The 21,668-nt window shown below is 68.8% G+C and carries 21 protein-coding genes; 7 read left to right on the top strand and 14 right to left on the bottom strand.

Annotation, left to right across the window (positions count from 1 at the left end):
* Window position 1: 1 nt before the first annotated feature.
* The 11 genes from C882_RS21505 to C882_RS21460 all read right to left on the bottom strand — a co-directional run bounded on the left by C882_RS21505 (window position 2) and on the right by C882_RS21460 (window position 12,110).
* On the bottom strand, window positions 2-829 hold the full coding sequence (locus C882_RS21505) for an ABC transporter permease subunit (RefSeq protein WP_009542803.1): 828 nt from the start codon (window positions 827-829) through the stop codon (window positions 2-4).
* Entirely contained in the window at window positions 826-1,764 is a 939-nt protein-coding gene (locus tag C882_RS21500; RefSeq protein ID WP_009542802.1) for an ABC transporter ATP-binding protein, read from the bottom strand. The genes C882_RS21505 and C882_RS21500 overlap by 4 nt, the downstream gene beginning before the upstream one ends.
* Window positions 1,761-3,029 (bottom strand): nitrous oxide reductase family maturation protein NosD, encoded by a 1,269-nt coding sequence (locus tag C882_RS21495; protein WP_009542801.1) that lies wholly within the window; start codon window positions 3,027-3,029, stop codon window positions 1,761-1,763. The genes C882_RS21500 and C882_RS21495 overlap by 4 nt, the downstream gene beginning before the upstream one ends.
* The gene (gene nosZ, locus C882_RS21490; protein WP_009542800.1) at window positions 3,029-4,966 is read right to left on the bottom strand and encodes a TAT-dependent nitrous-oxide reductase; all 1,938 of its coding nucleotides are present in this window, start codon (window positions 4,964-4,966) and stop codon (window positions 3,029-3,031) included. Before nosZ ends, C882_RS21495 begins: the two co-directional genes overlap by 1 nt.
* A gap of 71 nt (window positions 4,967-5,037) precedes the next feature.
* Window positions 5,038-7,287, bottom strand: a complete 2,250-nt coding sequence (locus C882_RS21485; RefSeq protein WP_009542799.1) for a NosR/NirI family protein — start codon at window positions 7,285-7,287, stop codon at window positions 5,038-5,040.
* A gap of 178 nt (window positions 7,288-7,465) precedes the next feature.
* Window positions 7,466-7,573: a cytochrome bd-I oxidase subunit CydX gene (cydX, locus tag C882_RS23675; RefSeq protein ID WP_052000259.1), complete on the bottom strand. Its 108-nt coding sequence runs from the start codon at window positions 7,571-7,573 to the stop codon at window positions 7,466-7,468.
* Between the two features lie 27 nt (window positions 7,574-7,600).
* The gene (cydB, locus tag C882_RS21480; protein ID WP_009542798.1) at window positions 7,601-8,749 is read right to left on the bottom strand and encodes a cytochrome d ubiquinol oxidase subunit II; all 1,149 of its coding nucleotides are present in this window, start codon (window positions 8,747-8,749) and stop codon (window positions 7,601-7,603) included.
* A 21-nt stretch (window positions 8,750-8,770) separates the two neighbouring features.
* Window positions 8,771-10,369 (bottom strand): cytochrome ubiquinol oxidase subunit I, encoded by a 1,599-nt coding sequence (locus C882_RS21475; protein ID WP_009542797.1) that lies wholly within the window; start codon window positions 10,367-10,369, stop codon window positions 8,771-8,773.
* A 5-nt stretch (window positions 10,370-10,374) separates the two neighbouring features.
* Complete coding sequence (locus tag C882_RS21470) at window positions 10,375-10,608, bottom strand: hypothetical protein (RefSeq protein ID WP_009542796.1); 234 nt, start codon at window positions 10,606-10,608, stop codon at window positions 10,375-10,377.
* Window positions 10,609-10,673: 65 nt separating this feature from the next.
* Complete coding sequence (locus C882_RS21465) at window positions 10,674-11,135, bottom strand: DUF2946 family protein (RefSeq protein WP_009542795.1); 462 nt, start codon at window positions 11,133-11,135, stop codon at window positions 10,674-10,676.
* Between the two features lie 648 nt (window positions 11,136-11,783).
* The gene (locus tag C882_RS21460) at window positions 11,784-12,110 is read right to left on the bottom strand and encodes a tetrathionate reductase (RefSeq protein WP_009542794.1); all 327 of its coding nucleotides are present in this window, start codon (window positions 12,108-12,110) and stop codon (window positions 11,784-11,786) included.
* Between the two features lie 137 nt (window positions 12,111-12,247).
* Between C882_RS21460 and C882_RS21455 the strand changes: the two genes are divergently transcribed.
* The 7 genes from C882_RS21455 to C882_RS23670 all read left to right on the top strand — a co-directional run bounded on the left by C882_RS21455 (window position 12,248) and on the right by C882_RS23670 (window position 20,400).
* Complete coding sequence (locus tag C882_RS21455) at window positions 12,248-12,733, top strand: ferritin-like domain-containing protein (protein WP_009542793.1); 486 nt, start codon at window positions 12,248-12,250, stop codon at window positions 12,731-12,733.
* Window positions 12,718-13,146 (top strand): DUF2141 domain-containing protein, encoded by a 429-nt coding sequence (locus tag C882_RS21450; protein ID WP_009542792.1) that lies wholly within the window; start codon window positions 12,718-12,720, stop codon window positions 13,144-13,146. Before C882_RS21455 ends, C882_RS21450 begins: the two co-directional genes overlap by 16 nt.
* A gap of 247 nt (window positions 13,147-13,393) precedes the next feature.
* Entirely contained in the window at window positions 13,394-14,797 is a 1,404-nt protein-coding gene (locus tag C882_RS21445; protein ID WP_201448410.1) for a solute carrier family 23 protein, read from the top strand.
* Window positions 14,798-14,938: 141 nt separating this feature from the next.
* A complete protein-coding gene (locus tag C882_RS21440) occupies window positions 14,939-17,674 on the top strand; it encodes a phosphoenolpyruvate carboxylase (protein WP_009542789.1) in 2,736 nt (911 codons plus the stop codon).
* Window positions 17,675-17,764: 90 nt separating this feature from the next.
* A complete protein-coding gene (locus tag C882_RS21435) occupies window positions 17,765-19,201 on the top strand; it encodes a hypothetical protein (RefSeq protein ID WP_052000258.1) in 1,437 nt (478 codons plus the stop codon).
* Between the two features lie 76 nt (window positions 19,202-19,277).
* Complete coding sequence (locus tag C882_RS25165; protein ID WP_009542787.1) at window positions 19,278-19,454, top strand: hypothetical protein; 177 nt, start codon at window positions 19,278-19,280, stop codon at window positions 19,452-19,454.
* A gap of 94 nt (window positions 19,455-19,548) precedes the next feature.
* Window positions 19,549-20,400, top strand: a complete 852-nt coding sequence (locus C882_RS23670) for a MipA/OmpV family protein (RefSeq protein ID WP_152415457.1) — start codon at window positions 19,549-19,551, stop codon at window positions 20,398-20,400.
* Window positions 20,401-20,407: 7 nt separating this feature from the next.
* Here C882_RS23670 and C882_RS21425 read toward each other — a convergent pair whose 3' ends face one another.
* From C882_RS21425 to C882_RS25315, 3 genes are read right to left on the bottom strand one after another with little or no spacing between them, the layout of a single operon-like run.
* A complete protein-coding gene (locus C882_RS21425) occupies window positions 20,408-20,866 on the bottom strand; it encodes a hypothetical protein (RefSeq protein WP_009542785.1) in 459 nt (152 codons plus the stop codon).
* Window positions 20,867-20,913: 47 nt separating this feature from the next.
* A complete protein-coding gene (locus tag C882_RS21420; protein WP_009542784.1) occupies window positions 20,914-21,261 on the bottom strand; it encodes a GRAM domain-containing protein in 348 nt (115 codons plus the stop codon).
* Between the two features lie 28 nt (window positions 21,262-21,289).
* On the bottom strand, window positions 21,290-21,451 hold the full coding sequence (locus C882_RS25315) for a hypothetical protein (protein WP_009542783.1): 162 nt from the start codon (window positions 21,449-21,451) through the stop codon (window positions 21,290-21,292).
* Window positions 21,452-21,668 lie beyond the last annotated feature (217 nt).

Here is a 21,668-nt window from a genome sequence, read left to right as displayed (position 1 = left end):
GTCAGGGTTCCTTCCGCGAAAAGATGGTCCAGGCGACGGCCAGCGGGGCGGCGATCCAGGCCGCCAGCGCCAGGGCGGGCCAGGCGACCGACAGGTCGGCCACCACGGCATCCAGGCCGGCGATGGTGCCGGCGCCCTCGAACCCCGTCAGGGTCACCAGGCGGTAGGCATCGGCCGGATTGGCGAGCAGCCAGACGGTCAGCGTGTCGCCCAGGAAGCCCTGGCCGCCCGTCGCCACCAAAGCGCCCAGCAAACCCATGTCGTAGAGCACCACCAGGAACAGCCACACGACCACCGCCACGCCGGCGGCGGTGGTGCGCTCGGCCACCGCCACGCTGATGACGTAGCCGACGGCGACGAAGGCGAGCCCCAGGCCGATGGAGGCCAGCACGAGGCCGCCGAAGCTCCACCACTCGGCGGCGGCGGGCGCGGCGTCGGCCGTCAGGGCGATGGCGACGGCGGCACTGCCGAAGCCGATGGTGGTGGCGAAGGCCAGGATGGCCGCGTGCCCGAGGAACTTGCCCAGCACCACCTGCCAGCGGCTGACCGGGTAGGCCAGCATGAGCAGCAGCGTCCCGCGCTCGCGCTCGCCGACGATGGCGTCGAAGCCCAGCAGCAGGGCGATCAGCGGCAACAGGTAGATGGACAGGCTGGACAGCGAGACGATGGTGACCGTCAGCCGTCCCGTTTCCACCGCCCCGAAGGGCGCGCTGCCCACCAGGGCCAGGGCCAGGGCCAGGGCAGCGAGGATCAGGGTGGCCGCCGCGACCCAGCGGTTGCGCAGGCCCTCGCGAATTTCGCGGCCGGCGATGGTGAGGACGCCGTTCATGACAGGGTCTCCTCGTCCGGGGCGGCGGGGCCGCCGAAATGGGCGTAGACGTCCTCCAGGCTGGGCGGCAGGACGTCCAGGTCCTCCACCGTGCCGTCGGGACCGCAGGACAGCTGCCGCAGCGCTTCCATCTTGGCCGCCACGGGCACGCCCAGTTCCACCGACCGGCCGTTGGCGCCGAGCACCGTCGCGCCGGCGCCCACCCGGTCGGCGGCCCGCTGCGCCCCGCCCTCGGGCACGCGGACGCGGATGCGCACCGGCAGGCCGGCGGCCTCCTGCAGGCCGTGCAGCGTGTCGCAGGCCACCAGCCTGCCGCCGCGCATGATGGCGATGCGGTCGGTGCGCAGTTGCAGCTCGGTCAGCACGTGCGACGACAGCAGGATGGTCACGCCGCGCGCCTTCATGTCCTTCAGGATGGTGAAGAAGGCCTGCCGCAGCATGGGGTCCAGGCCCGTCGTCGGTTCGTCCAGCAGCAGGAGCCGCGGATCCCCCAGCAGCGCCTGCGCCAAACCGAGGCGCTGGCGCATGCCCTTGGAATAGGTACGCACGGGCTTGGCGGCGGCGTCGGTCAGGCCGACCACCTCCAGCAGCTCCGCCACCTGGGCCTTGGGCGCGCCCTTGAGCCGGGCATAGAAGGCCAGCGCCTCGCGCCCGGTGGAGCCGCCGGTGAAGCTGACGTTTTCCGGCAGGAAGCCGACCGCCCGGCGCGCCGCCGCGCCGCCGCCCTGGGTGCCCAGGACCGAAAGTTGCCCGGCGCTGGGGCGGGTGAGGCCCAGCAGCATCTTCATGAGCGTCGTCTTGCCCGCGCCATTGTGGCCGAGCAGCGCCAGGAACTCGCCCTCCGGCACCGCCAGCGACAGGCCGTCGACGGCGGTGAAGGCGCCATATCGCTTGGTCAGGCCCTCCAGGCAGATGGCGTCGCGGGTATCGGTCATGGCTTGGGAACCTCCGCCAACTGGGGTGCGGCCGCCTCCGCCGGTGGCTGCATGAGGGGGTAGGGGTCGACCACGCCGCCGGGCAGGATGGCCGGGAAGGCCGACTGCGCCCAGCGGACGATCTGCACGGCCGGGCTGGTAAGCAGCAGCTTGGCCTCCGGCGCGCGCCAGACGATCTGGTCCACCAGGCCGTTGGGGCGGTAGGGCCGGTCGGCGATGCCGTCGGCGTTGAGGTCGAAAGCGGCGTTGTCGGACCAGTAGTTGCCGACACCGTCCTCCGCCCATTCCAGGTGCGTGGTGCCGACGTACTTCACCTGGCTTTCGTTGTTGATGAAGGCGTTGCGCACGATGGTGTTGCGCTCCGACCCTGCCGTGAAGTGGATACCGATGCCGCAGCCCTCGAAGCGGTTGCCGCGGAAGTCGTTCTTGTTGGCGTTGTAGATGAAGACGCACTTCTCGCCGCCGTCCACCACCGCGTTGCCGCGCATGGTCGAGGAGTTGGCGTAGTTGAACAGCAGGCCGTGGTCGCGGTCGCCCTGGCTGACGTTGTCCTCCACCGTCAGATGATGGCTGAACATGATGACGTAACCGGCGTCATTGTTCCGCGAGACGTTGCCGCGCAGGATGCTGCGGTTGGTGTACATGTAGTGGACCGCGAACCGCACGCCTTCCATGATGTTGCCGGCGAACACGTTGTCCTTGGACGTCGTGGTGAAGATGCCGTCGCGCCCGCCGGTGATGGTGTTGCCGACGATGCGGCTGCCCGGCGTGTTCCACAGGTGGATGCTGTTGCCGCGCTCGTTCACGCGCAGGTCGGTGCGGCCGGCGATGTGGTTGCCCTTGACCACTGCGTCGTCGGGGCCCTTGAGGTAGATGCCGATCAGGTTGTGTTCGAGGCGGTTGCCCTCGATCAGCGCCCGGTCGGCGGCCTCGGTGACGTAGATGCCGCTGTGCTCCTCGTTCAGGGACTCGCCCGAATTGCGGATGGTCAGGCCCTTCACCGTGATGTCGGGCGCGGCCAGCGTCAGCACGTGGCCCTGCCCGCCGCCGTCGACCACCGCGCCGGTTTCGCCGATCAGCGTCAAGGGCTTGTCGATGGTGACGTTGCCGGCATAGGTGCCCTCTGGTAGGCGCACGACCCCGCCCGGCTCTGCGGCGCCGACAAGGGACGCGAGGTCACGCGCCTGCGCGAGGGCACCGGCCCCGGTGATCGAAATGATCACCGAGACCAGCGCGAACGCCGTTATGAAGGCTCGGGCGCGCATCACGCCTTGCTCTTCGGATGAACCATCATGCGACCGCGCATTTCCATGTGCAGCGCATGGCAGAACCACTGGCAGTAGAACCAGTGCACGCCCGGACGGTCGGCCGTGAAGGTCACCGACGCGGTGGCCTTCGGCGCCAGTTCCATCACGATGCCGTAGTTGGCAAGCGTGAAGCCGTGGGTCAGGTCGTCCACGTCGTCGATGTTGGTGATGGCGATGGTCACCTCGTCGCCCTGGTTCACCTCGAACTCGTCCAGCGAGAACATGGGCGCCTGCGAGGTCATGAAGACGAAGACCTTGTTGCCCTCGCGGATCACGTCGGCCGCCGCCTCCGGGTCAACACCCTTGGAGCGGATCAGTTCCACCGTGTCCTTGAAGATGGGGTCTTCGCGATCCCAGGCGTTCTTGGGGTTGACGATATCGGCCCGGACGATGATGCCGTCATGCGGCTCGGCGAAGGTGGGGCCGTCGTGGACCAGCTGCATGGGCTGGCTTTCGTCGGCAATGCTGATCAGCTGGTCGTTCTCCGGTTTCAGCGGGCCGACGTTGAGGAACCGGTCCTTGGAGAACTTGTTCAGCGACACCAGCCACTTGCCGTCGGCCTCCTTGGTCTCGCCCATGGAGGTGCTGTTGTGGCCCGGCTGGTAGTGGACGTCGATCTTTTCCAGGATCGGGTCGACGTCGGCGCCGTTGAAGGCCTCGATCGCCTTTTCGATGTTCCACTTGGCGACCTGGCTGTCGATGAACAGCGTGGTGTAGCCGTTGCCGCGCCCGTCGAAGGCGGTGTGGAGCGGGCCCAGGCCCAGTTGCGGCTCTGCGACGATGGCGCTGCGCGGGTCGGCGCCGTTCTCGAAAAGCGCGTCCAGCTTGGTGACGTCCATCACCGACACCGTCGGCGACAGCTTGCCGTTGATGACGACGTGCTTGCCGTCCGGCGCCGTGTTGATGCCGTGCGGGCTGGTGGAGATGGGGATGTAGGCCGTGTACGGCGAGCCCTTGGTGCCGTCCAGCACCGGAACGCCGTTCATCATGGTGGCCTTGCCGTCCTTCACCGCCTGTTCGATGCGGGCGATGTTGAAGACGACGACGTGGTCCTGCTCGTTGGCCGTCATTTCCGCCAGCGTCATGCCCATCTCGGCATTGTAGCTGGTGGAGAAGGCGTACTTGCCCTGGTAGTCGCAGTCGACGTTGTCCAGGTTGCCGGACACGATGACCTGCCACGCCACCTCCATCGTCTCGCCATCGACGGCCGAGAAGATGCAACGGTAGGCGTCGGTGTTCTTCATGTCGCGCCCGTCGTTGGGCAGCGGCGCCTCGTGTTCGCCATTGCAGAAGACATAGCCGGTGCGCGGGTACTTCTGCGGGCGCATGCCGTGAATGTCATGCGCATTGGGGATTTCGATGATCTTGTCGGGCTTCATCACGTCGCAGCGGATGCGGGCGACGCGCGTGTTGGCCTTGTCGTTGATCCAGATGTAGCGGCCGTCGTAGGTGCCGTCGGTGAACGACATGTGGGGGTGGTGGGCGTCGCCGTTCTGGTAGATGCCGCCGCGGTTGGCGAGGAACGCCTTGGTTTCCTCGGTCAGGCCCTCGGTAAGGATGCGGCGGCTTTCGTTGGTGATGCCCCAGCCCGTGGCGCTGTCGATGTTGAACACCGGAATGCGCATCAGTTCGCGCATGGAGGGGACGCCGAAGATGCGCACCTCGCCCGTCTGCCCGGACGACCAGAAGCCGTAGTATTCGTCCAGTTCGCCGGGCGCCACGGCGCCGGCCGCGCCGGCCTCGGCCGCCTTGGCGGAGCGGATGGGCCCGCCGGTGAGCGTCGCACCGCCCACGCCGGCCGCCCCGGCGACTCCGGCCAGCACCGCGCCCTTGGCGGTGTTGCCCAGAAGGTCGCGGCGGGAGACGCCGTCCCTGCTCTCGTCACGCTTGGTCATGTTGCAATCCTCCGTATCGGTCTTGCTTGCTTGAAGTCTTCCACGCCCCGGGGCGGATGCCCCCCGGCGGGTCACTGGGCCGGTGTTTCCTCGGGAACCGGGGTCGCGGCCTCTTTCTTGTTCTTGTCGCGCCCGGCCTTGCGGGCGGCGGCGTGGCGGCGCTCCTTCTTCAGGCGCAGCGTCACGTTGTGGGGGCAGCGGTGCTGGTCCAGGTAAAGCTCCTGGCAGTGCATGCAGTAGATGCACTCGTTGGGATTGATGTGCCCTTCGGGGTGGATGGACTGCACCGGGCACTCGCGGGCGCAGCGGTTGCACGAGGTGCCGCATTCCGGCCAGCGCTTCAGCCACTCGAACATGCGGATGCGGCCGGGGATCGCCAGCGCACCGCCCAGGGGGCAGATGTAGCGGCAGAAGAAACGCTCGATGAACAGGCCGGCGACCAGCAGCGCGACGGCGAACACCACGAAGGGCCAGTCGCGGATGAAGTTCAGGATGATCGCCGTCTTGAAGGGCTCCACCTCCGACAGCTTTTCCGCCAGCGCCAGGTCGTAGAGGGCGACCCCGAACAGCACCAGGAAGATCATGTACTTCAGCGGCCAAAGGCGTTCATGCAGGCGCCACGGCACGGTGATCTGCCTGATGCCGAAGCGGCGACCGATGCGGTTGGTCAGCTCCTGCAGGGCGCCGAAGGGGCACAGCCAGCCGCAGAACGGTCCCCGGCCCCAGAACAGCAGCGAGGCGGCGACGGCGAACCACAGGATGAACACCAGCGGCCCCATCAGGAAGTACTGCCAGCTGAACCCCGTCGCCATGGAATTGCTCAGCGTCAGCAGGTTCACGACCGACAGCTGCGCGTTGGCGATCCAGCCGATCCACACCAGCGTGTAGGTCAGGAAGGCATAGCGGATGCCCTTCAGCAGTTTCGGCCGCTTGACCACCACGTCCTGAAAGAAGAAGACGATGGTCAGGAAGACCAGGGAGGCCACCAGGAGGCCGATGCTCCAGGCGTTGGACTCCCAGATGTTCTTCCACAGCGCGTCACGGGCGGCGGCTTCCTCGGCCGCGTCGTCGGCGGCCTGGGCCTGCGCCGCGGCCTGGGTGGTGGCGGGATCGGCCGGCGCGGGCGGCGGCGGCGGTTCGGTCAGGTAGGCCTCGGGGACGGCGTAGGAGACGTCGAAGGTCACGAAGGCCTTGTCCAGCGGCCCCGTGGCGCGCTGCACCAGCAGGTCCAGTTCCCACGGCGCGGCGGGCTGGAAGTCCACGTCCACCGGCACGCGGAACAGGCCCACTTCGTCGAACTCCGGCGCCCCCTCGGCCGCCACATTGCCCAGCCGCTTGTGCTGGCGGTCCTTGAAGCGCACCGACGTGGTGTCCTGGGACAGCTGGATGCGGTCGAAGATGCCGCCGCGCACGTAGCCCGAGCCTTTGAAGGAGTACCGGCCCTGACCCATGATCATCAGGGCCGACTGCCCCTCTTCCAGCGTCTCCTGCAGGTTGCGCCACTCGTTCTCGCCCAGCAGGGAGCGGCCGACGGTGGGCACGCTGACCTGGGCGACGTAGAGGTCGATGAAGGTGTCCTCCGGCGCGCCCTTTTCCGGGCGCTCGGCGGCTTCGGGATTGCCGGACTGCGCGAACGCCTCGTTGACCTGGCCGACCGTCAGCTTCAGGCGGCGCACCGCGCCTTCTCCCAGAAGGGTCTGCCAGTCCTTGACCTCCACCGGGGCGTCGCGGTCGATCTCGCGCACCGGCGCGGCGGGCTGCGCCGACGCCGCGTCCAGATCGCCCAGGCCGAGGCGCCGGGCCACCTTGGCCGCGCCGCGCGTGACGCTGTCGTACATCACCAGGACGGTCACGGTGGCGCCCGAGATGATATCGGGCTCGCCGGTCTCGGCCGGGGCGGTCATGGTGACGGCGTCATAGCCGACGATGGCCTGGTTGTAGTCGCGGATGCGCTCTTCCGGGATGCCGATGAGCACGATGGGCTCGTGATGCTCCACCATGCGCACGCCCGAGATGACCCCCTCGGTCGACACGCCGGCCAGGATATGAATGGGGCGGCCCGAATAGCCGGTGGCGTTGGTGAAATCCGAATTGAGGAAGACGTAGCCCGCCACCGCGTCGCCCTTGTAGGCCGGCACCACCGGCGGCGTGCCCTGGGGCTCGCCCAGGCGATCGGCGCCCGGCACCAGGTCGGCGGCGCTCACCTTGTCCAGGTATTCGTCCAGGCTCGCCGCGGCGGCCGGCAGGGCCGTGGCGATCAGGCCAATGAGGACCAGCAGGACCGTCGTCAGGATGCGGAGGCGCGGGGCTTTGGCGGACATTGCACTCCCTCATGCCCGGGACCGGGCGAACGCTGTCAGTGCGCGGAGTGTGGATGGCCGCCGGTCGCGCGACCTTGACGCTGGTCAAGTCCCTGTCGTGATGTTCCCGCCACCACGGAAACCGGCCCCGCGCGCGGGGCGGCGGGGCCGGGTGGACGGAGTGGCGGTAAGGGGCCGATCAGTCGAGGCGGCCGGGATCGGGCTCGCGCACCTCGTGCCAAAGGGCGTTGAGGATGGCGAAGGCGCAGGCCAGCATCACCCCGAGAATCCAGGCGAAATACCACATGACTTGTCTCCTTGAGCGGGTGCCGGCCTAGTACAGGCTGGCGCTGTTCTTTTCCACGTACTCGTTGGTCACCTTGCCGCGCAGCACGCGGAAGACGAAACTGGTGTAGGCCAGGATGATCGGCAGGAAGATCAGCGTCGCCACCAGCATGACGAACAGCGTCAGGTGCGACGACGAGGCATCCCAGGCGGTCAGGCTCGACGCCGGGTCCAGGCTCGACGGCATGAGGAAGGGGAACAGGCTCACGCCGGCGGTGGCGACGATGCCGGTGACCGACAGGGCGGTGGCGACAAAGGTCGTCACTTCCGCACGGCCGCGCGCCAGCAGGGCGGCTGCCGCTGCTCCCACGAAAGCCGCCGCGGGGGCGATGATCATCCACGGGTGGGCGCCGTAGTTGGACAGCCAGCCGCCGGGCACGCGCTCCACCGTCTTCAGAAGCGGGTTGGACGGGCCGGCGGTCTCCACCGCCGAGGTGATGACGTAGCCCTCCACGCCCGAGGCGATCCACAGCCCGGCCAGGGCGAACAGGGCCACCGTCACCGCCGCCGCGCCCTGCAGGGCGCGCTTGGCGCGCGCCTGAATGACGCCGTCGGTCTTGACGTTGAGGTAGGCCGCTCCGTGCATCACCAGCATGGCGACCGACAGCAGCCCGGCCAACAGCCCCAGCGGGTTCAGAAGGCCGAGGAAGCCGCCCTCGTAGAAGACGCGCAGGTCCTGGTCCAGCCGGAATGGCACGCCCTGCAGCAGGTTGCCGAAGGCGATGCCGAACACCAGTGCCGGCACGAAGCCGCCCAGGAACAGGCCGGTGTCCCACACGCGGCGCCAGCGCGGATCCGTCAGCTTGTTGCGGAAGTCGAAGCCGACGGGCCGCAGGATCAGCGCCACCAGGGTCAGGAACATGGCCAGGTAGAAGCCCGAGAAGGCGGCGGCGTATATGGGCGGGTAGGCGGCGAAGATGGCGCCGCCCCCCAGGATCAGCCACACCTGATTGCCCTCCCACACCGGGCCGATGGTGTTGATGAGCACGCGGCGCTCGGTGTCGGTGCGGGCGACGAAGGGCAGCAGGGTGCCGACGCCCAGGTCGAAGCCGTCCATGACGGCGAACCCGATGAGCAGCACGCCCAGGAACAGCCACCAGATCAGGCGCAGGGTCTCGTAGTCGACGGGGATGGACATGGTTTCGCTCTCCTCACCCGGTCATTCGGCGGCGGCCGGGGCGATACGCTCCGGCTCGGCGGTCGTGGCGGTGTCGGCCGTCTGGTCCGTGGGCGGCAGGTGCAGGGCCTTGGCGGGTCCCATGCGCACGTACCGGACCATCAGGAACACGTCGACCACGGCCAGGGTGGAATAGAAGACGATGAAGCCGATCAGCGTGAACAGCACCTGCCCCACCCCCAGGCTGGAGGCCGACAGGAAGGTCGGCAGGATGCCTTCGATGGACCACGGCTGGCGGCCGTGCTCGGCGACGAACCATCCCAGTTCCGCCGCCACCCAGGGCAGGGGCAGGCTGAGGACGACCATGCGCAGGAACCAGCGGCGGCCGAAGTCCCGCTTGCTCGCGAGATAGAAGGCGAAGGCGAAGGCCGCGATGAAGTAGAAGCCCAGGCCGACCATGATGCGGAAGGTCCAGAACAGGCTGGGGACGTGCGGCACGGTATCGAAGGCGGCCTGCGCGATCTGCGCGTCGGTGGCCTGGCGCGGGTCGTCGACGTATTTCTTCAGAAGCAGCGCGTAGCCCAGCACGTCCTCGTGGGCCTTCAGTGTGGCGCGGGCATCGGCGTCGGTGCGGTCGGCGCGCAGGTGCTCCAGCGCGTCATAGGCGATGAGGCCCTCGCGGATGCGGGCCTCGTTTTCCGCCACCTGATCGTTGATGCCGGGCAGTTCCTCGTCAAAGGACCGCGTGGCAATGAGGCCCAGCGCGTAGGGCACCTTGACCTCGGCGCGGGTCTCGCGGTCGTCCATGTCGGGCAGGCCGAACAGGGCGAAGCCGGCCGGCGCGGGCTCGGTCTCCCACATGCCCTCGATGGCGGCCAGCTTCATCTTCTGGTGTTCGCTGACCGAGTACCCGCTTTCGTCGCCCAGCACCACCACCGACAGGGCCGAGGCCAGGCCGAAGGCGGCGGCGACGGTGAAGCTGCGGCGCGCGAACTGGATGTGGCGGCCTTTCAGCAGGTACCAAGCGCTGACGGACAGCACGAACATCGCCCCCGTCACGTAGCCCGCGGAGACGGTATGGACGAACTTGGCCTGCGCCACCGGATTGAAGACGATCTCGGTGAAGCTGGTCAGTTCCATCCGCATGGTGTCGAAATTGAACTCCGACCCGATGGGATACTGCATCCAGCCGTTGGCGATGAGGATCCACAACGCCGACAGGTTGGACCCGATGGCGACCAGCCACGTTACCGTCAGGTGGCTGCCCTTGCTCATGCGGTCCCAGCCGAAGAAGAACAGGCCGACGAAGGTGCTCTCCAGGAAGAAGGCCATCAGGCCCTCGATGGCGAGCGGGGCGCCGAAGATGTCGCCGACGTAGTGGCTGTAGTAGCTCCAGTTGGTGCCGAACTGGAACTCCATGGTGATGCCGGTCGCGACGCCCATGGCGAAGTTGATGCCGAACAGCTTGCCCCAGAACTTGGTCATGTCGCGCCAGATGGCGCGGCCGGTCAGCACATAGGTCGTCTCCATGATCGCCAGCAGGAACGACAGGCCCAGCGTCAGGGGGACGAACAGGAAGTGATACATGGCCGTCATGCCGAATTGCAGGCGTGACAGGCCGACGGGATCGAGGTCGAACATGGCTCTCAATTCTCCCCGAAGGAGTCGCGGACAGGCGCGGCGGTGGCGGGGGCGGACAGGTGCTGGCGCAGTTCGTCGGGCGGCACGGCCATGCGGCCGTCGTCGAACACGAAGAACTTCGCCAGCAACACGATGCTGACCTTGACCAGCAGCACGGGCACGATGGCGCGCGCCAGCGGCGTGCGGGGCCGGATGCCCTGCCGCAGGAAGACGCCCATCGACGCGAGAACGCCGCGCATGGCGATCTCCTCCGAATGGTTCTTGAACTTGAGTGTTGAGCGGGATGAAGGGAAAAGGAGCGGCCTCAGCCGCGGGCGCCCGGCGGCCCCCGCGTCACCCGCGTCGCACCGCAGCCGCGCGGCCTGCGCGGACGGTCGCTCGACGCGGGAGCCGGCATCGCAAGCGGCAGGGCGTGCCCGGCCAGCAGCAGGACGGCCACCGCCATCACCGCCAGCGTCGCCGCCTCGGGCGAGACCGGCAGGCACATGAGGCACAGGTCGTCCGCCGGGTGCTGTGCCTGGGCGGGCGTGGCGTCGGCCCCGTCGGCGGTCATGTCGATGATGCGCAAGCCGCTGCCGGTGCAGATGACCATCTGGCCGAAGGGCAGTTCGGTCCCTGTGCCGGGGCTCGGCAGCTCGGGCAGGCGAAAGCTCGCAGACGCCACCGCCAGCAGCCCGAGACCCAGGATCACCAAGCCCATCCAGCCCATGGCCCGGCGGCGCCATGCGCTGTCGACGGTCGGCTGGAAGGAGAGGGTGGTCGGCATCTGCGCAAACTCGACGGAGGCTCGGGGTATGTCCCGGTGACGCTTGTACGATCAACGCGTCGCCCGCAGCGTCGACGATTTCAATCGCCGGCGCGGAAAGGTGTCGCCCGGCTCCGGTTCACGGGAACCCGGGGGACGCCGGGAAGGAGCAGAACCCGACCCGGGCGACGATCCAGAGGCTACTGCCGCAAGCCCCTTGAATGCATTGCGCATTGTCAGTGGTCTTGCGAATTGGACGCATCAGGCGGCAAGACAAAAAATGGCGCCCGCTCCGGAGTGGGGAGGAGCGGGCGCCGAGTGGACGGCGCGCCGGTACGACCGGGGGGTGGGGCTGGCGCGCCGTCGCGGGTGAAGGGCTAATCCGCCGGGGGTGCCGGTGAAGCCGGTTCGGATGATCCTCCGTGCGGAGCCTCCCAGCCGGTGATCATGGCCTTGTGGTAGGCAAACAGGGTTTCGCCTGTGGTGGTCAGGTGACGTGGGTCAGCACGAAAGCCCCCATGGCATAGGCCGCCAGCGTGTGCAGGGGGGCGACCACCTCCAGGCCGATGCCCGGCAGGGCGTTGATGTAGAGGTACAGCAGCCCCGATACGGCGATGGCCGGGTTGATGACCAGCTTCAGCCCCAGGTAGGCGACGCGCCGCAGCGGGTTCAGCGCGGCTCGTTGGAGATGGGAGAGCCGCAGAAGCTGTTGATGGTCGTCAGCTTGCCCTCCACCCGGCCCGTGCGCGCGTTCTCCTTCGCCCAGGTCCAGTGCACCGAATGCATGACCTGCTGCCCCGTCTCGGTATGGCAGTCGAGGCAGGCTTCCGTGACATCGGGACCGGTGGCGAACGGTTTCTGCAACTGCTCGAACTTGGAATGGTCGGCAGTCGACGATCCGGCGTGGACCGGCGCGGCGGCGATCACGGCCGCCGCCAGAAGCAGCGCGGCGCGACGCAGTCCCGTCCTCGTCCCCGGACGAAACATGGTGAACATGGACTCCTCCCAGCACTTCTTTGTTAGGTTTAGGGCAGTCTAATATAAAGGCCCGAAGCGCATTGAGGATTGTCATTGGAAGATGCGGCGCCAGGACGGAGTCTCGGGAAAGTTGGACGCATTCCGGAGTAGACGACATGATGCGCGTCGCCGACGCCATGGCCGAGGCCCTGGATGATGAATACAAGGCCATCGCCACCTACGAGTCCGTGCTGGCCGCCTTCGGGCCGGTCCGCCCCTTCGTGAACATCGTCGAGGCCGAGCGCCGCCACGCCGGCGCCTTGCTGCGCCTGTACGAGCGCCGCGGCCTGACGCCGCCCCGCGACCGCTGGAGCGGCTCTGTGCCGGCGCCGGCCTCGGTCAAGGACGCCTGTGCCGCGGGAGTGACGGCCGAGGTCGAGAACGCCGCCCTCTACGACCGGCTGCTTGCGGCGGTGTCCGGGGACGCCGAGGTCGCCCGGGTCTTCACCAACCTGCGCGACGCCTCGCAGCAGCGCCACCTGCCGGCCTTCCGTCGTTGCCTTGAAGGCGGGGGCGGGCCGGATGCCGGTCCCGTCCGCCGGGGTCACGGCCGCCGCCAGGGCCGACGCAACGGGAGGGGCGGCACATGCCTCGCGCACTGATCCTGGCCTCGGCCCTGCTGGCCGCCACCGCCGGCCAGGCCGCCGCGCTGGAGCTGCGGGTGACCGTCACCGGCATCGCCCACGCGAACGGCCAGGTGCGCACCGCCCTCTATGACGGTCCCGACGGCTTCCGCGACGAGCCCGACGCCCGCGTGGTGGCGACACGCGCGGCGGCCGCTGCCGAATCAGGCGCCATGACGGTGGTTTTCGACGGCCTCTCGGCCGGGGAGCACGCCGTCATCATCACCCACGATGAAAACGGCAACGGCCGCATGGACCGCTTCCTGGGCATGATCCCGACCGAGGGCTACGGCCTGAGCAACGATCCGGCCGTCACCGGCCCGCCCGCCTTCGCCGACTGCGCCTTCCCGGTTACCGCCGACACCAGCATCGTGGTGCCGCTGAATTATTGATCCCGTCGCCCCGTTCCGCGGAAAGCCCCTTCGGCACTGTTGCCAGAGGGGCTTTTTTCGTTGCGCCTCCACCGCGACCAAAGGCGCGTCCGGCCAGCCCGAAAGGGTGGGTTTCGTCGGTTGCTTTCCATGCGATTTTGGCTATGCTGCGCTGCGTCATGGGCATAACAAAACCCGATGCCCCTGATGACCGCCGCGTTCCCGGCGCGGCGCTTTTCTCGCCAAGGAAGGGGAATACGCTTTGCTTTTGAAGCGCCAATTCGGGGAGGAACATCCCTATTGGTCGGCTGGTCCGTTCAAGATCCGCCTGCCGTTCATTCATTACCGCTGGGAAACGGCGGAAACCGTTCAGGCCCTGGTGCTGTTCGTCGTCGCCATGGGCATGATCCCGCTGCTCAAGCAGTACCTGGGCCTGCCGCATGACGTTGCGCTGGCGTTCGTCGCCATCTGCGGCATCGGCTTCATGCTGCCGAACCTGTTGGGCGTGCCGTTCGTGCCCGGCTGGATCACGCCGGCCATTCCGGTCGTGCTGCTGTTCGTCGGCCAGTTCGAGCCCGGACCCGAGGCCATCAAGGCCCTGGTGGCCCTGCAGGCCGTGGTGGCGTTCATCTTCCTGTTCATGGCGGTGACCCGCCTGGGCAGCAAGCTGGTCAACGTCATTCCGAACTCCATCAAGGGCGGCATCCTGCTGGGTGCGGGCATCGCGGCCATCACCGGCGAAATCCAGGAAGGCGGGCGCCTGTACAACACGCCCATCTCGCTGGCCGTCGGCTGCTTCGCCACCGCCTTCATCCTGTTCTCGCTGAGCTTCCGCCACTGGTCGGAAACGCACCGCTGGGCCAAGATCCTGTCCAGCTACGGCATGGTTCCGGGCATGATCGCCGCCATGCTGATCGGCTGGGGGATTTCCGAATACCCGCTGCCCGAAATTGAGCTGGGCGTTGCGGTGCCGGCCTTCGGCAGCGTGCTGGACTACACCGTCTTCGGTGTCGGCCTGCCCAGCTGGGACCTGCTGCTTCTGGCGGTTCCGACGGCGATCATCGCCTACATCATCGCCTTCGGCGACATCATCGTCGGCCAGACGCTGATCAAGCGCGTCGACCACCTGCGCCCCGACGAGAAGATCGAGGTGGACGTCGACCGCGCCCACCTGGTGACCGGCATCCGCAACGTGATGCACGCCCTGGTTGCGCCCTATCCTGGGCTTGCCGGCCCGCTGTTCACCGGCGCCATGGCGACCATCGCGGAGCGCTACCGCCAGGGCCGCTCGGCCATGGACACCATCTACTCGGGCGCCGGCGTGTTCTGGATCGTGGGCTTCATCGCCCTGTTCCTGCTGCCGCTGGTCAGCCTGTTCCAGCCGGTGCTGCCCATTGCCCTGTCGATCACCCTGATCATCACGGGCTACCTGTGCATCGCCGTCGGCGTGGAGCAGGTGGACAGCGCGACGTCGATGGGTGTCGCCGGCACCATGGGCGTGGTGCTGGCCGTCCACGGTGCCGCCTGGGGCCTGGGTGTCGGCCTGGTGCTGTGGTTCCTGCTGGAAAAGCGCGCCAAGGGCGTCAAGGACGAGGAAGAGATCCACGTCCTGGAAGACGCTCCGGTGGACCCCGAGCACGAGGCCCCAGCCGCCAAGCCGGCCGCCGAGTAAGGGCCGCGCAGGCCTGACATGACGGCCTGACGTCGGGCCGGCACGTCCTTCCCGGGGATGTGTCGGCCCGATTGTATTTTGACTTGGACTCGTTCCCCCCACACACTCCTTCCTCCAGACGCAAGGACGGGAGGAGGTCTGATGTCGTTCGCCAGCGGTCTGCACGTGGATTTCGAGAAGATTCAGCGCGATTACGCCTTCCTGATCGACTGTTTCCGCGAGGTGCTGATCGAATCGGGCGATGCCCCCGCGGCGCGCCTCCTGGACCCCGCAACGGCCGGCGACGGCGCGCAGGATGCCGACCCGGAACGGGTCATCCAGGCCGCGTCGGTCGCCTTCCAGCTTCTGCGCATGGTGGAGGAAAACGCCAACGCCCAGAGCCGCCGCGTCCTGCAGCAGAAGGGGCGCCTGCACGAGGATTCGGGGTCGTGGGAGCAGACCTTGCGCGGCCTTGGCGCCCGCGGGCTGGATGCCGCCGCCGTGGCCGATGCCGTCGATGCCGCGCGGGTCGAGGCCGTGCTGACCGCCCATCCCACCGAAGCCAAGCGCCAGACGGTGCTGGAGCACCACCGCGCCCTGTATCTGCTGCTGGTCGGGCGCGAGAACACCATGTACACCGACCAGGAGCGCGAGGCCCTGCGCGACCGCATCAAGGCGTCGCTCGAGTCACTGTGGCGCACCGGGGAGATCTTCCTGGAAAAGCCGGACCTCGAGTCCGAGCGCCGCCACGTCCTGCACTTCCTGCGCCACGTCTTCCCCGAGGTCCTTCCGCCCCTGCGCGCCCGCCTGCATCAGGCGTGGCAGGCCGAAGGCCTCGACGCCACCGTGCTGGCCGAGCGCCGGCCGTGGCCGCGGGTGCGGTTCGGCTCGTGGGTGGGCGGCGACCGCGACGGCCATCCCTTCGTCACGGCCGAGTTCACCGCCGAAACACTGGCGAAGCTGCGGGCCGGCGCCCTGGACCTTCTGCGCGAGAAGCTGCGCGTGGTGGCGGTGCGGCTCAGCCTGTCCGACCGCCTCCAGCCCCCGCCGGCGGCGCTGACCGCCATGGTGGAGCGCACGGCCGCGCTGCTCGGCCCGGCCGGAGAGCGGGCGGTGGCGCGCAATCCCGGCGAGACATGGCGGCAGGCCCTGAACCTGATGTTGGCCCGCCTGCCGGACGGCGACGGACCCGCGCCCTACGCCGGAGCCGCCGAGCTGGCCGCCGACCTGGCGGTGGTGGAGGAGGCACTGCGCGCGGTGGGCGCCCACCGGCTGGCCGACGACGCGCTGCTGCCCCTGCACGATCTGGTGGAGACCTTCGGCTTCCACCTGGCGCGGCTGGACATCCGCCAGAACAGCCGGTTCCATGAACTCGGCTTCAGCCAACTCATGACCCGCGCCGGCCTGGACGGCGAGGCTTTCCTGGCCGCCGACGAGGCCGGGCGGCGCGCCGTGCTGGATGCGGAACTGCAAAGCCCGCGCCCCTTCACGCGCGGCGGAACACGGGGCATCGGACCGGAGGCCGATGCCGTGGTGGCCTGTCACCGCGTGCTGGCCAAGGAAATCGCCGCCCACGGCGCCGGCGGCCTTGGCGCGCTGATCGTCAGCATGACGCGCTCGGTCTCGGACCTGCTGGTGGTCTACCTGTTCGCGCGCGAGGCGGGCCTGCTGGAGGAAACCAACGAGGGTGCCGTCTGCCCGCTGAACGTGGTGCCGCTGTTCGAGACCATCGACGACCTGGAGCGCAGCGCCGCCATCCTGGACGACTACCTGGGCCACCCCATGGTCATGCGCTCGCTGCGGGCGCAGGCCGAGGCCTGGGGTCTGGACGGTCCGCTTCAGCAGGTCATGGTGGGCTACAGCGATTCCAACAAGGACGGCGGCATCTGGGCCAGCCGCTGGGGGCTGTACCGGGCGCAGGAGGCCCTGGCCGAGGTGGGCCGCAAGCACGGTGTGCGCATCCGCTTCTTCCACGGGCGCGGCGGCAGCATCAGCCGCGGCGCCGGACCGACGCACCGCTTCCTCAAGGCGCTGCCGCCGCACGCGCTCAACGGCGACCTGCGCCTGACGGAACAGGGCGAGGTGATTTCGCAGAAGTATGCCAACCGCATCACCGCCGTGCACAACCTGGAGCTTCTGTGCGCCGGCACCGTGCGCTCCACCGCCGCCGCCCGGCCCGACGCGGATGCCCACCCGCTGGCGCCGGTGATGGACACGGTGTCGGAGGCCAGCCGCGCCGTCTATGCCGAGCTTCTGCAGCAGGACGGCTTCATGGCCTTCTTCAGCGGCGCCACGCCCATCGACGCCATCGAGGCCGCCCGCATCGGCTCGCGGCCCGTACGCCGCACCGGCCAGCGCACCGTGGCCGACCTGCGCGCCATTCCCTGGGTGTTCTCGTGGAGTCAGTCGCGCTTCTACCTGTCGGGCTGGTACGGCGTGGGCAGCGCGCTCACGCGGCTCAAGGACCAGGCGCCGGAGGATCACGCGCGGCTGGCGGCGGCGGTCTTCGACTGGGCGCCGCTGCACTACGTCATCAGCTCTGTCGCCACCAGCCTGGCGACCGCCGACGTGGACATCATGCGCCGCTATGCCGCGCTGGTGGAGGACGCCGGCGTGCGCGACAGGCTCATGACCCTGATCGAGGAGGAATACGCCCGCACGCGCGATGCCCTGCGCGACATCTACGGCGGCCCGCTGTCGGACACCCGGCCGCGCATCCACCAGACGCTCGAACTGCGGCGCCCGGCGCTGGCGCAACTGCATGATCGGCAGGTGGACCTGCTGGGCCGCTGGCGCCGCGCCCGCGTCGAGCAGGATGCGGAAACCGCGGCGGTGCTGGAGGGCCGGCTTCTGCTGACCGTCAACGCCATCGCCGCCGGCCTGGGCGCGACGGGCTGACGCCAAGAGCCCGGCCGACGGCGCAACGGCCGGGCTGCCTCTTCTGTTGAAGGGCTATCGTCCCTCCGCCCGTCCGCCGAAGGCGCCCGCATGAGCCCGCTTCGCTCCCTTGCCGCTGCCAAACGGCCGTCATTTCTCGGCGCCCGTGCCGGGTCGGCGGGGCTGGTGGTGGCGGTGGTCGCCTTTCTGGCCTACGCCCCGACGGAGCGCCCGCCCCTCCTGTGGACGGCCTGCGGCGGCCTCGCCGTCTATCTGGCGAGCCAGGTGTTGGTTCTGCCGGCCAAGGGGCGGGTGTTCCTGGGCCTCGCGGCCGTCACCGGCGCGGCGGCCTGGGTGCTGGAGGTTCCCCCCGACGCCCTGCGCGAAGGCCTGTTCCGCGCCGTCTTCATCGCCAGCCTGTTCACCATGTTCGGCTACCTGCGCGACCCGGCGGAGGCCAGCCCGCGCATGCAGGCGGCCGGGCGGTACCTGGCGGCGCGGCGGCCGGGGCGGCGGTATGCCGCCATGACCTTCGGCGGCCATCTGATGGCGCTGGCGCTGGGCATCGGGGTCGTCCACCTGCTGGGGACCATGGTCACCCGCGCCACGGTCGATGTCGACAACGCCCACATCCGCCTGCGCCGCCGCCGCATGCTGTCGGCGGTGGCGCGGGCCTTCATCGTGATCCTGGCATGGTCGCCGGCCAGCCTGGCCGTCGCCGTGGTGCTGTCGGACCTGCCGGAGACGTCGTGGGGCGCGGTTGCCCCCTGGTGCGCCGGCTATGCGCTGATGATGCTGCTCGCCGGCTGGGCGCTGGACCGCTTCGTCAAGGCGCCGGATGGCACCGTTCCGCCGCCGCCGGACAGCGACGCCGGCGCGCGGGTGCTGCTGCCGGTGCTAGGCCTGGTGGCGCTGGTGTTCGGCCTGGGGGCGGCGTGGAGCAGCCTTCTGGGCGTGCGGCTGGTGATCGGCGTGATGACAGCGGCGCCTGTGGTCGGCATGGCCTGGGTGATGCTCCAGTGCCGGCGGGGCGGCGCCGGCCGGGGCGCGGCCCTGCGGTGCTTCGCCGGCCGGGTGGAGCGTCATGTGACGGAGGCACTGCCGTCTCACCGGCTGGAGGTCGCGGTGCTGTCTTCGGCCGTGTTCGCGGGCTCGGTCGCCGTGGCGCTGGTCCCGACCGAGGCGCTGTCGTCCCTGTGGGCCGCGGTGCCGCTGCCGGGATGGGCGCTTCTGGCGGCGCTGGCGGTGCTGGTGGTCGCGCTGGCGCAGGTGGGGCTGCACCCGGTGCTTCTGGTCACCGCCGTTTCCGGCGCGCTGCCGGCCCCGGCGGAGCTGGGCGTGCCGGCGGCGGCGGTCGCGGTGGCGCTGACGGCGGCCTGGGCCCTTTCGGCAGCGTCCTCTCCCTATGCCGCTGTGACGCTGCTCATGGGGCGCATCGGCGGCGAGACGGCCGCGACCGTCGGGCGGCGGTGGAACGGGCCGTGGACGCTGACGTGCCTGGCGATCCTGGCGGCCTGGCTGCTGGTGCTGACCCGGGCGGGCGCTTAGGGCGTGCGTCCGCAACAGGGCGGGCGGCCCGGCCGTAGTCTGTCCATCGACCCCACCGGAACCGCGAGGTGACGCCATGGATGATGACGTGCTGCGGGCGGCCCTGGACGCCATTGCCGAGAAACGCGCGAGCGATGTGCACCCCGCCGTCCTCAAGGAATTGCAGGACGCCGGTCTCGCTCATCCCGAGCAGGAGCCCGCCACCCTGACCGACGCCGGCGAGGAGAAGCGGCGTCAACTGGGCGGCGGTTGATCGGGAGCAGCGTCCGGGCGCGGGCGCAACGGTCCGGTGGTGTCGGCTGTTGATCAAGCGTTTGCCGAAGCTGTCGGAAAAGGGTTACCGCACCATGCCCAAGACGTCTCCCTTCAAGACTGCCCTGCTGACGCTGTCCGCCGCCGCGCTTGTGGCAGGCGCCGGTGCCGTTCCGGCACGGGCGCAGGATGGTGACGGCGAATCGGAAAGGCCGGCGGAGTCGGGGCCGGACCTTAACGCGCGCGTCGTGCTGGGCGGAGTCTGGGCGCCCGACTACCTGGGCTCCGACGACCACGAATTCCAACCCTATCCCGAGGCCGACGTGTCCTACGGCGAGTACTACGCGAAGCTGCGCGGCTCGCGGTTGCGGCTGAACGTGGTGGACGATCCCAACTGGCACGCCGGGCCCTTCATCGCCTGGACGCCGGACCGCAACGACGTGGAGGACGACCGGGTGGAGCGCCTGCCCGGCATCGATCCCGCGCTGGAGGTGGGCGGCTTCGTCGAATACGAACACAGCGTCAAGCCCGCGGACCCGCGGTATGCCGAGCGCGTGCGACTGATGGTGCGTCAGGATGTCACCGACGCCCACGGCGGCTGGCTGGCGTCGCTGCGCGGGACCATCCAGCGCCCCCTGTTCCGCCCCACCATCGCGGCCCTGTCCGCAGGTGTGACCTATGCCAGCGACGACTACATGGACACCTATTTCGGCGTTTCGCCCACCGGGGCGGCGCAGAGCGGCCTGGCGGCATACGAGGCCGACGGCGGGGTGCGCGACGTCAACGTGTCGCTGGCGGTCAACCAGTTCCTGTCCCGCACCTGGAGCGTCGGCGGCCGCGTCACCTACATGCGCCTGCTGGGCGACGCGGCCGACAGCCCGGTGGTCGAGGAAGCGGGGTCCGCCGACCAGTTGATCGTCATGCTGGGCGTGGGCTACCGGTTCTAGGCGGCACCTATTCCAGCAGGATCTTGACGTTCTCGAGATAGGTGCTGGTCGCGGCCCGCGCACCGGCCTCCACGCGCCGGTCGGGATCGACGGGCATGGTGGCAAGGATGTCGTCGTAGCAGCCGATCAGGTATTCCCACTCTTCAATCGACCATATGTCTTCCTCGGCGGCCGAGACGAACTGCCCGGCCGTCTGGGCCATAAGGTTGTCGTAGACGGCGACGTCGTCTGGATTGGTGAGCCCTTCCTCGCGGAGCGTGTCCAGCAGGACGTAGTTGGCCGGATAGACGCGGTTGAGAAAGCGGTCCTCGTCCTCGTCGTTGAAATAGTCGATGAGGGCGTTGCCGGCGATGGCGCCCGAGCACTTGGCGGCGCGCACGACATCGGCGTTCAGGGTCTGCGCCTGGGCGCCGGCCACCGGAGCCGCGACGGCAAGCGCCGCGACTGCGATGATCAGTTTTTTCATGAGGTCATTCCTTTGGGCCTCGCGCCTGTACGGCGGCGGTGTCGTGGTCAGGCGGCGGCCGGAACATCGGCGGGCAGGGCCTGCTTGATCGCAGCCGCCCATGCCTTGCGGCCGAAAACCGTGAAGCGGACCGTCGTGCCGTCGGCCGTCTCGACCGCTACGGCATTGGGCACGAGCGGCACCAAACCGAGAATCCTGGTCCACGAGGGCCGCGCCGAGCGGATGTCGGCGAGGTCGAAAATGGTCGTGCCGCCCTGGACGTTTATGGCATGCGCTTCGAACACCAGGCGCTGCGTGGTCAGGAAGAGCTTGCCGCCCACGGCCTCGATGTTCTTCTGGTGATTGGCGCGGCTTTCCTTGACAAGCGTCTCGCCGTCGCGAAGTTGGGTTTTCATCCTAGCCCTCCATGTGCGCGGCGGGCCGTCAGGCCGGCAGCCGCTTGTTGGCCATGATGAAGCCGGTTCCCGAAAGGATTGCCGTGACGGCGCCGATCAGCGCGGCGATGCCGATGTCACCAAACATCATGCCCCCCATCAGGACACCGATGCAGCCGATAATGATCAGCGCGATACCAATACCCTTCATGGTCTTCCCCCTTGCTGTATTCCTGCGAGACATGCAGGGTCTTCCGCTTCTACCTATTCCTGAACAGTGTTTCAACGCAAAACCGTATTTTCTAGCAAGGGGTGGGCGATCTTTCAGCCTTCGAGTGATACGCGCGCCGGATTTTTCGCGCCAAGCGCGCGTCCTCGCCTTCCTCAGGCTCCCTCGTACTTCACGACCTGCTGGTCGATGGCGCCGA

The organism is Caenispirillum salinarum AK4 (genome assembly GCF_000315795.1).
Classification (GTDB): domain Bacteria; phylum Pseudomonadota; class Alphaproteobacteria; order Rhodospirillales; family Rhodospirillaceae; genus Caenispirillum; species Caenispirillum salinarum.
This window is presented reverse-complemented; position numbering and strand designations above follow the sequence as displayed.

What these genes read in the sequence shown, in the direction of transcription:
- C882_RS21505 (WP_009542803.1), bottom strand. Translation starts at nt 829, where the DNA reads ATGAACGGCGTCCTCACCATCGCCGGCCGCGAAATTCGCGAGGGCCTG.
- C882_RS21500 (WP_009542802.1), bottom strand. Translation starts at nt 1,764, where the DNA reads ATGACCGATACCCGCGACGCCATCTGCCTGGAGGGCCTGACCAAGCGA.
- C882_RS21495 (WP_009542801.1), bottom strand. Translation starts at nt 3,029, where the DNA reads ATGCGCGCCCGAGCCTTCATAACGGCGTTCGCGCTGGTCTCGGTGATC.
- nosZ (WP_009542800.1), bottom strand. Translation starts at nt 4,966, where the DNA reads ATGACCAAGCGTGACGAGAGCAGGGACGGCGTCTCCCGCCGCGACCTT.
- C882_RS21485 (WP_009542799.1), bottom strand. Translation starts at nt 7,287, where the DNA reads ATGTCCGCCAAAGCCCCGCGCCTCCGCATCCTGACGACGGTCCTGCTG.
- cydX (WP_052000259.1), bottom strand. Translation starts at nt 7,573, where the DNA reads ATGTGGTATTTCGCCTGGATTCTCGGGGTGATGCTGGCCTGCGCCTTC.
- cydB (WP_009542798.1), bottom strand. Translation starts at nt 8,749, where the DNA reads ATGTCCATCCCCGTCGACTACGAGACCCTGCGCCTGATCTGGTGGCTG.
- C882_RS21475 (WP_009542797.1), bottom strand. Translation starts at nt 10,369, where the DNA reads ATGTTCGACCTCGATCCCGTCGGCCTGTCACGCCTGCAATTCGGCATG.
- C882_RS21470 (WP_009542796.1), bottom strand. Translation starts at nt 10,608, where the DNA reads ATGCGCGGCGTTCTCGCGTCGATGGGCGTCTTCCTGCGGCAGGGCATC.
- C882_RS21465 (WP_009542795.1), bottom strand. Translation starts at nt 11,135, where the DNA reads ATGCCGACCACCCTCTCCTTCCAGCCGACCGTCGACAGCGCATGGCGC.
- C882_RS21460 (WP_009542794.1), bottom strand. Translation starts at nt 12,110, where the DNA reads ATGTTCACCATGTTTCGTCCGGGGACGAGGACGGGACTGCGTCGCGCC.
- C882_RS21455 (WP_009542793.1), top strand. Translation starts at nt 12,248, where the DNA reads ATGATGCGCGTCGCCGACGCCATGGCCGAGGCCCTGGATGATGAATAC.
- C882_RS21450 (WP_009542792.1), top strand. Translation starts at nt 12,718, where the DNA reads ATGCCTCGCGCACTGATCCTGGCCTCGGCCCTGCTGGCCGCCACCGCC.
- C882_RS21440 (WP_009542789.1), top strand. Translation starts at nt 14,939, where the DNA reads ATGTCGTTCGCCAGCGGTCTGCACGTGGATTTCGAGAAGATTCAGCGC.
- C882_RS21435 (WP_052000258.1), top strand. Translation starts at nt 17,765, where the DNA reads ATGAGCCCGCTTCGCTCCCTTGCCGCTGCCAAACGGCCGTCATTTCTC.
- C882_RS25165 (WP_009542787.1), top strand. Translation starts at nt 19,278, where the DNA reads ATGGATGATGACGTGCTGCGGGCGGCCCTGGACGCCATTGCCGAGAAA.
- C882_RS23670 (WP_152415457.1), top strand. Translation starts at nt 19,549, where the DNA reads ATGCCCAAGACGTCTCCCTTCAAGACTGCCCTGCTGACGCTGTCCGCC.
- C882_RS21425 (WP_009542785.1), bottom strand. Translation starts at nt 20,866, where the DNA reads ATGAAAAAACTGATCATCGCAGTCGCGGCGCTTGCCGTCGCGGCTCCG.
- C882_RS21420 (WP_009542784.1), bottom strand. Translation starts at nt 21,261, where the DNA reads ATGAAAACCCAACTTCGCGACGGCGAGACGCTTGTCAAGGAAAGCCGC.
- C882_RS25315 (WP_009542783.1), bottom strand. Translation starts at nt 21,451, where the DNA reads ATGAAGGGTATTGGTATCGCGCTGATCATTATCGGCTGCATCGGTGTC.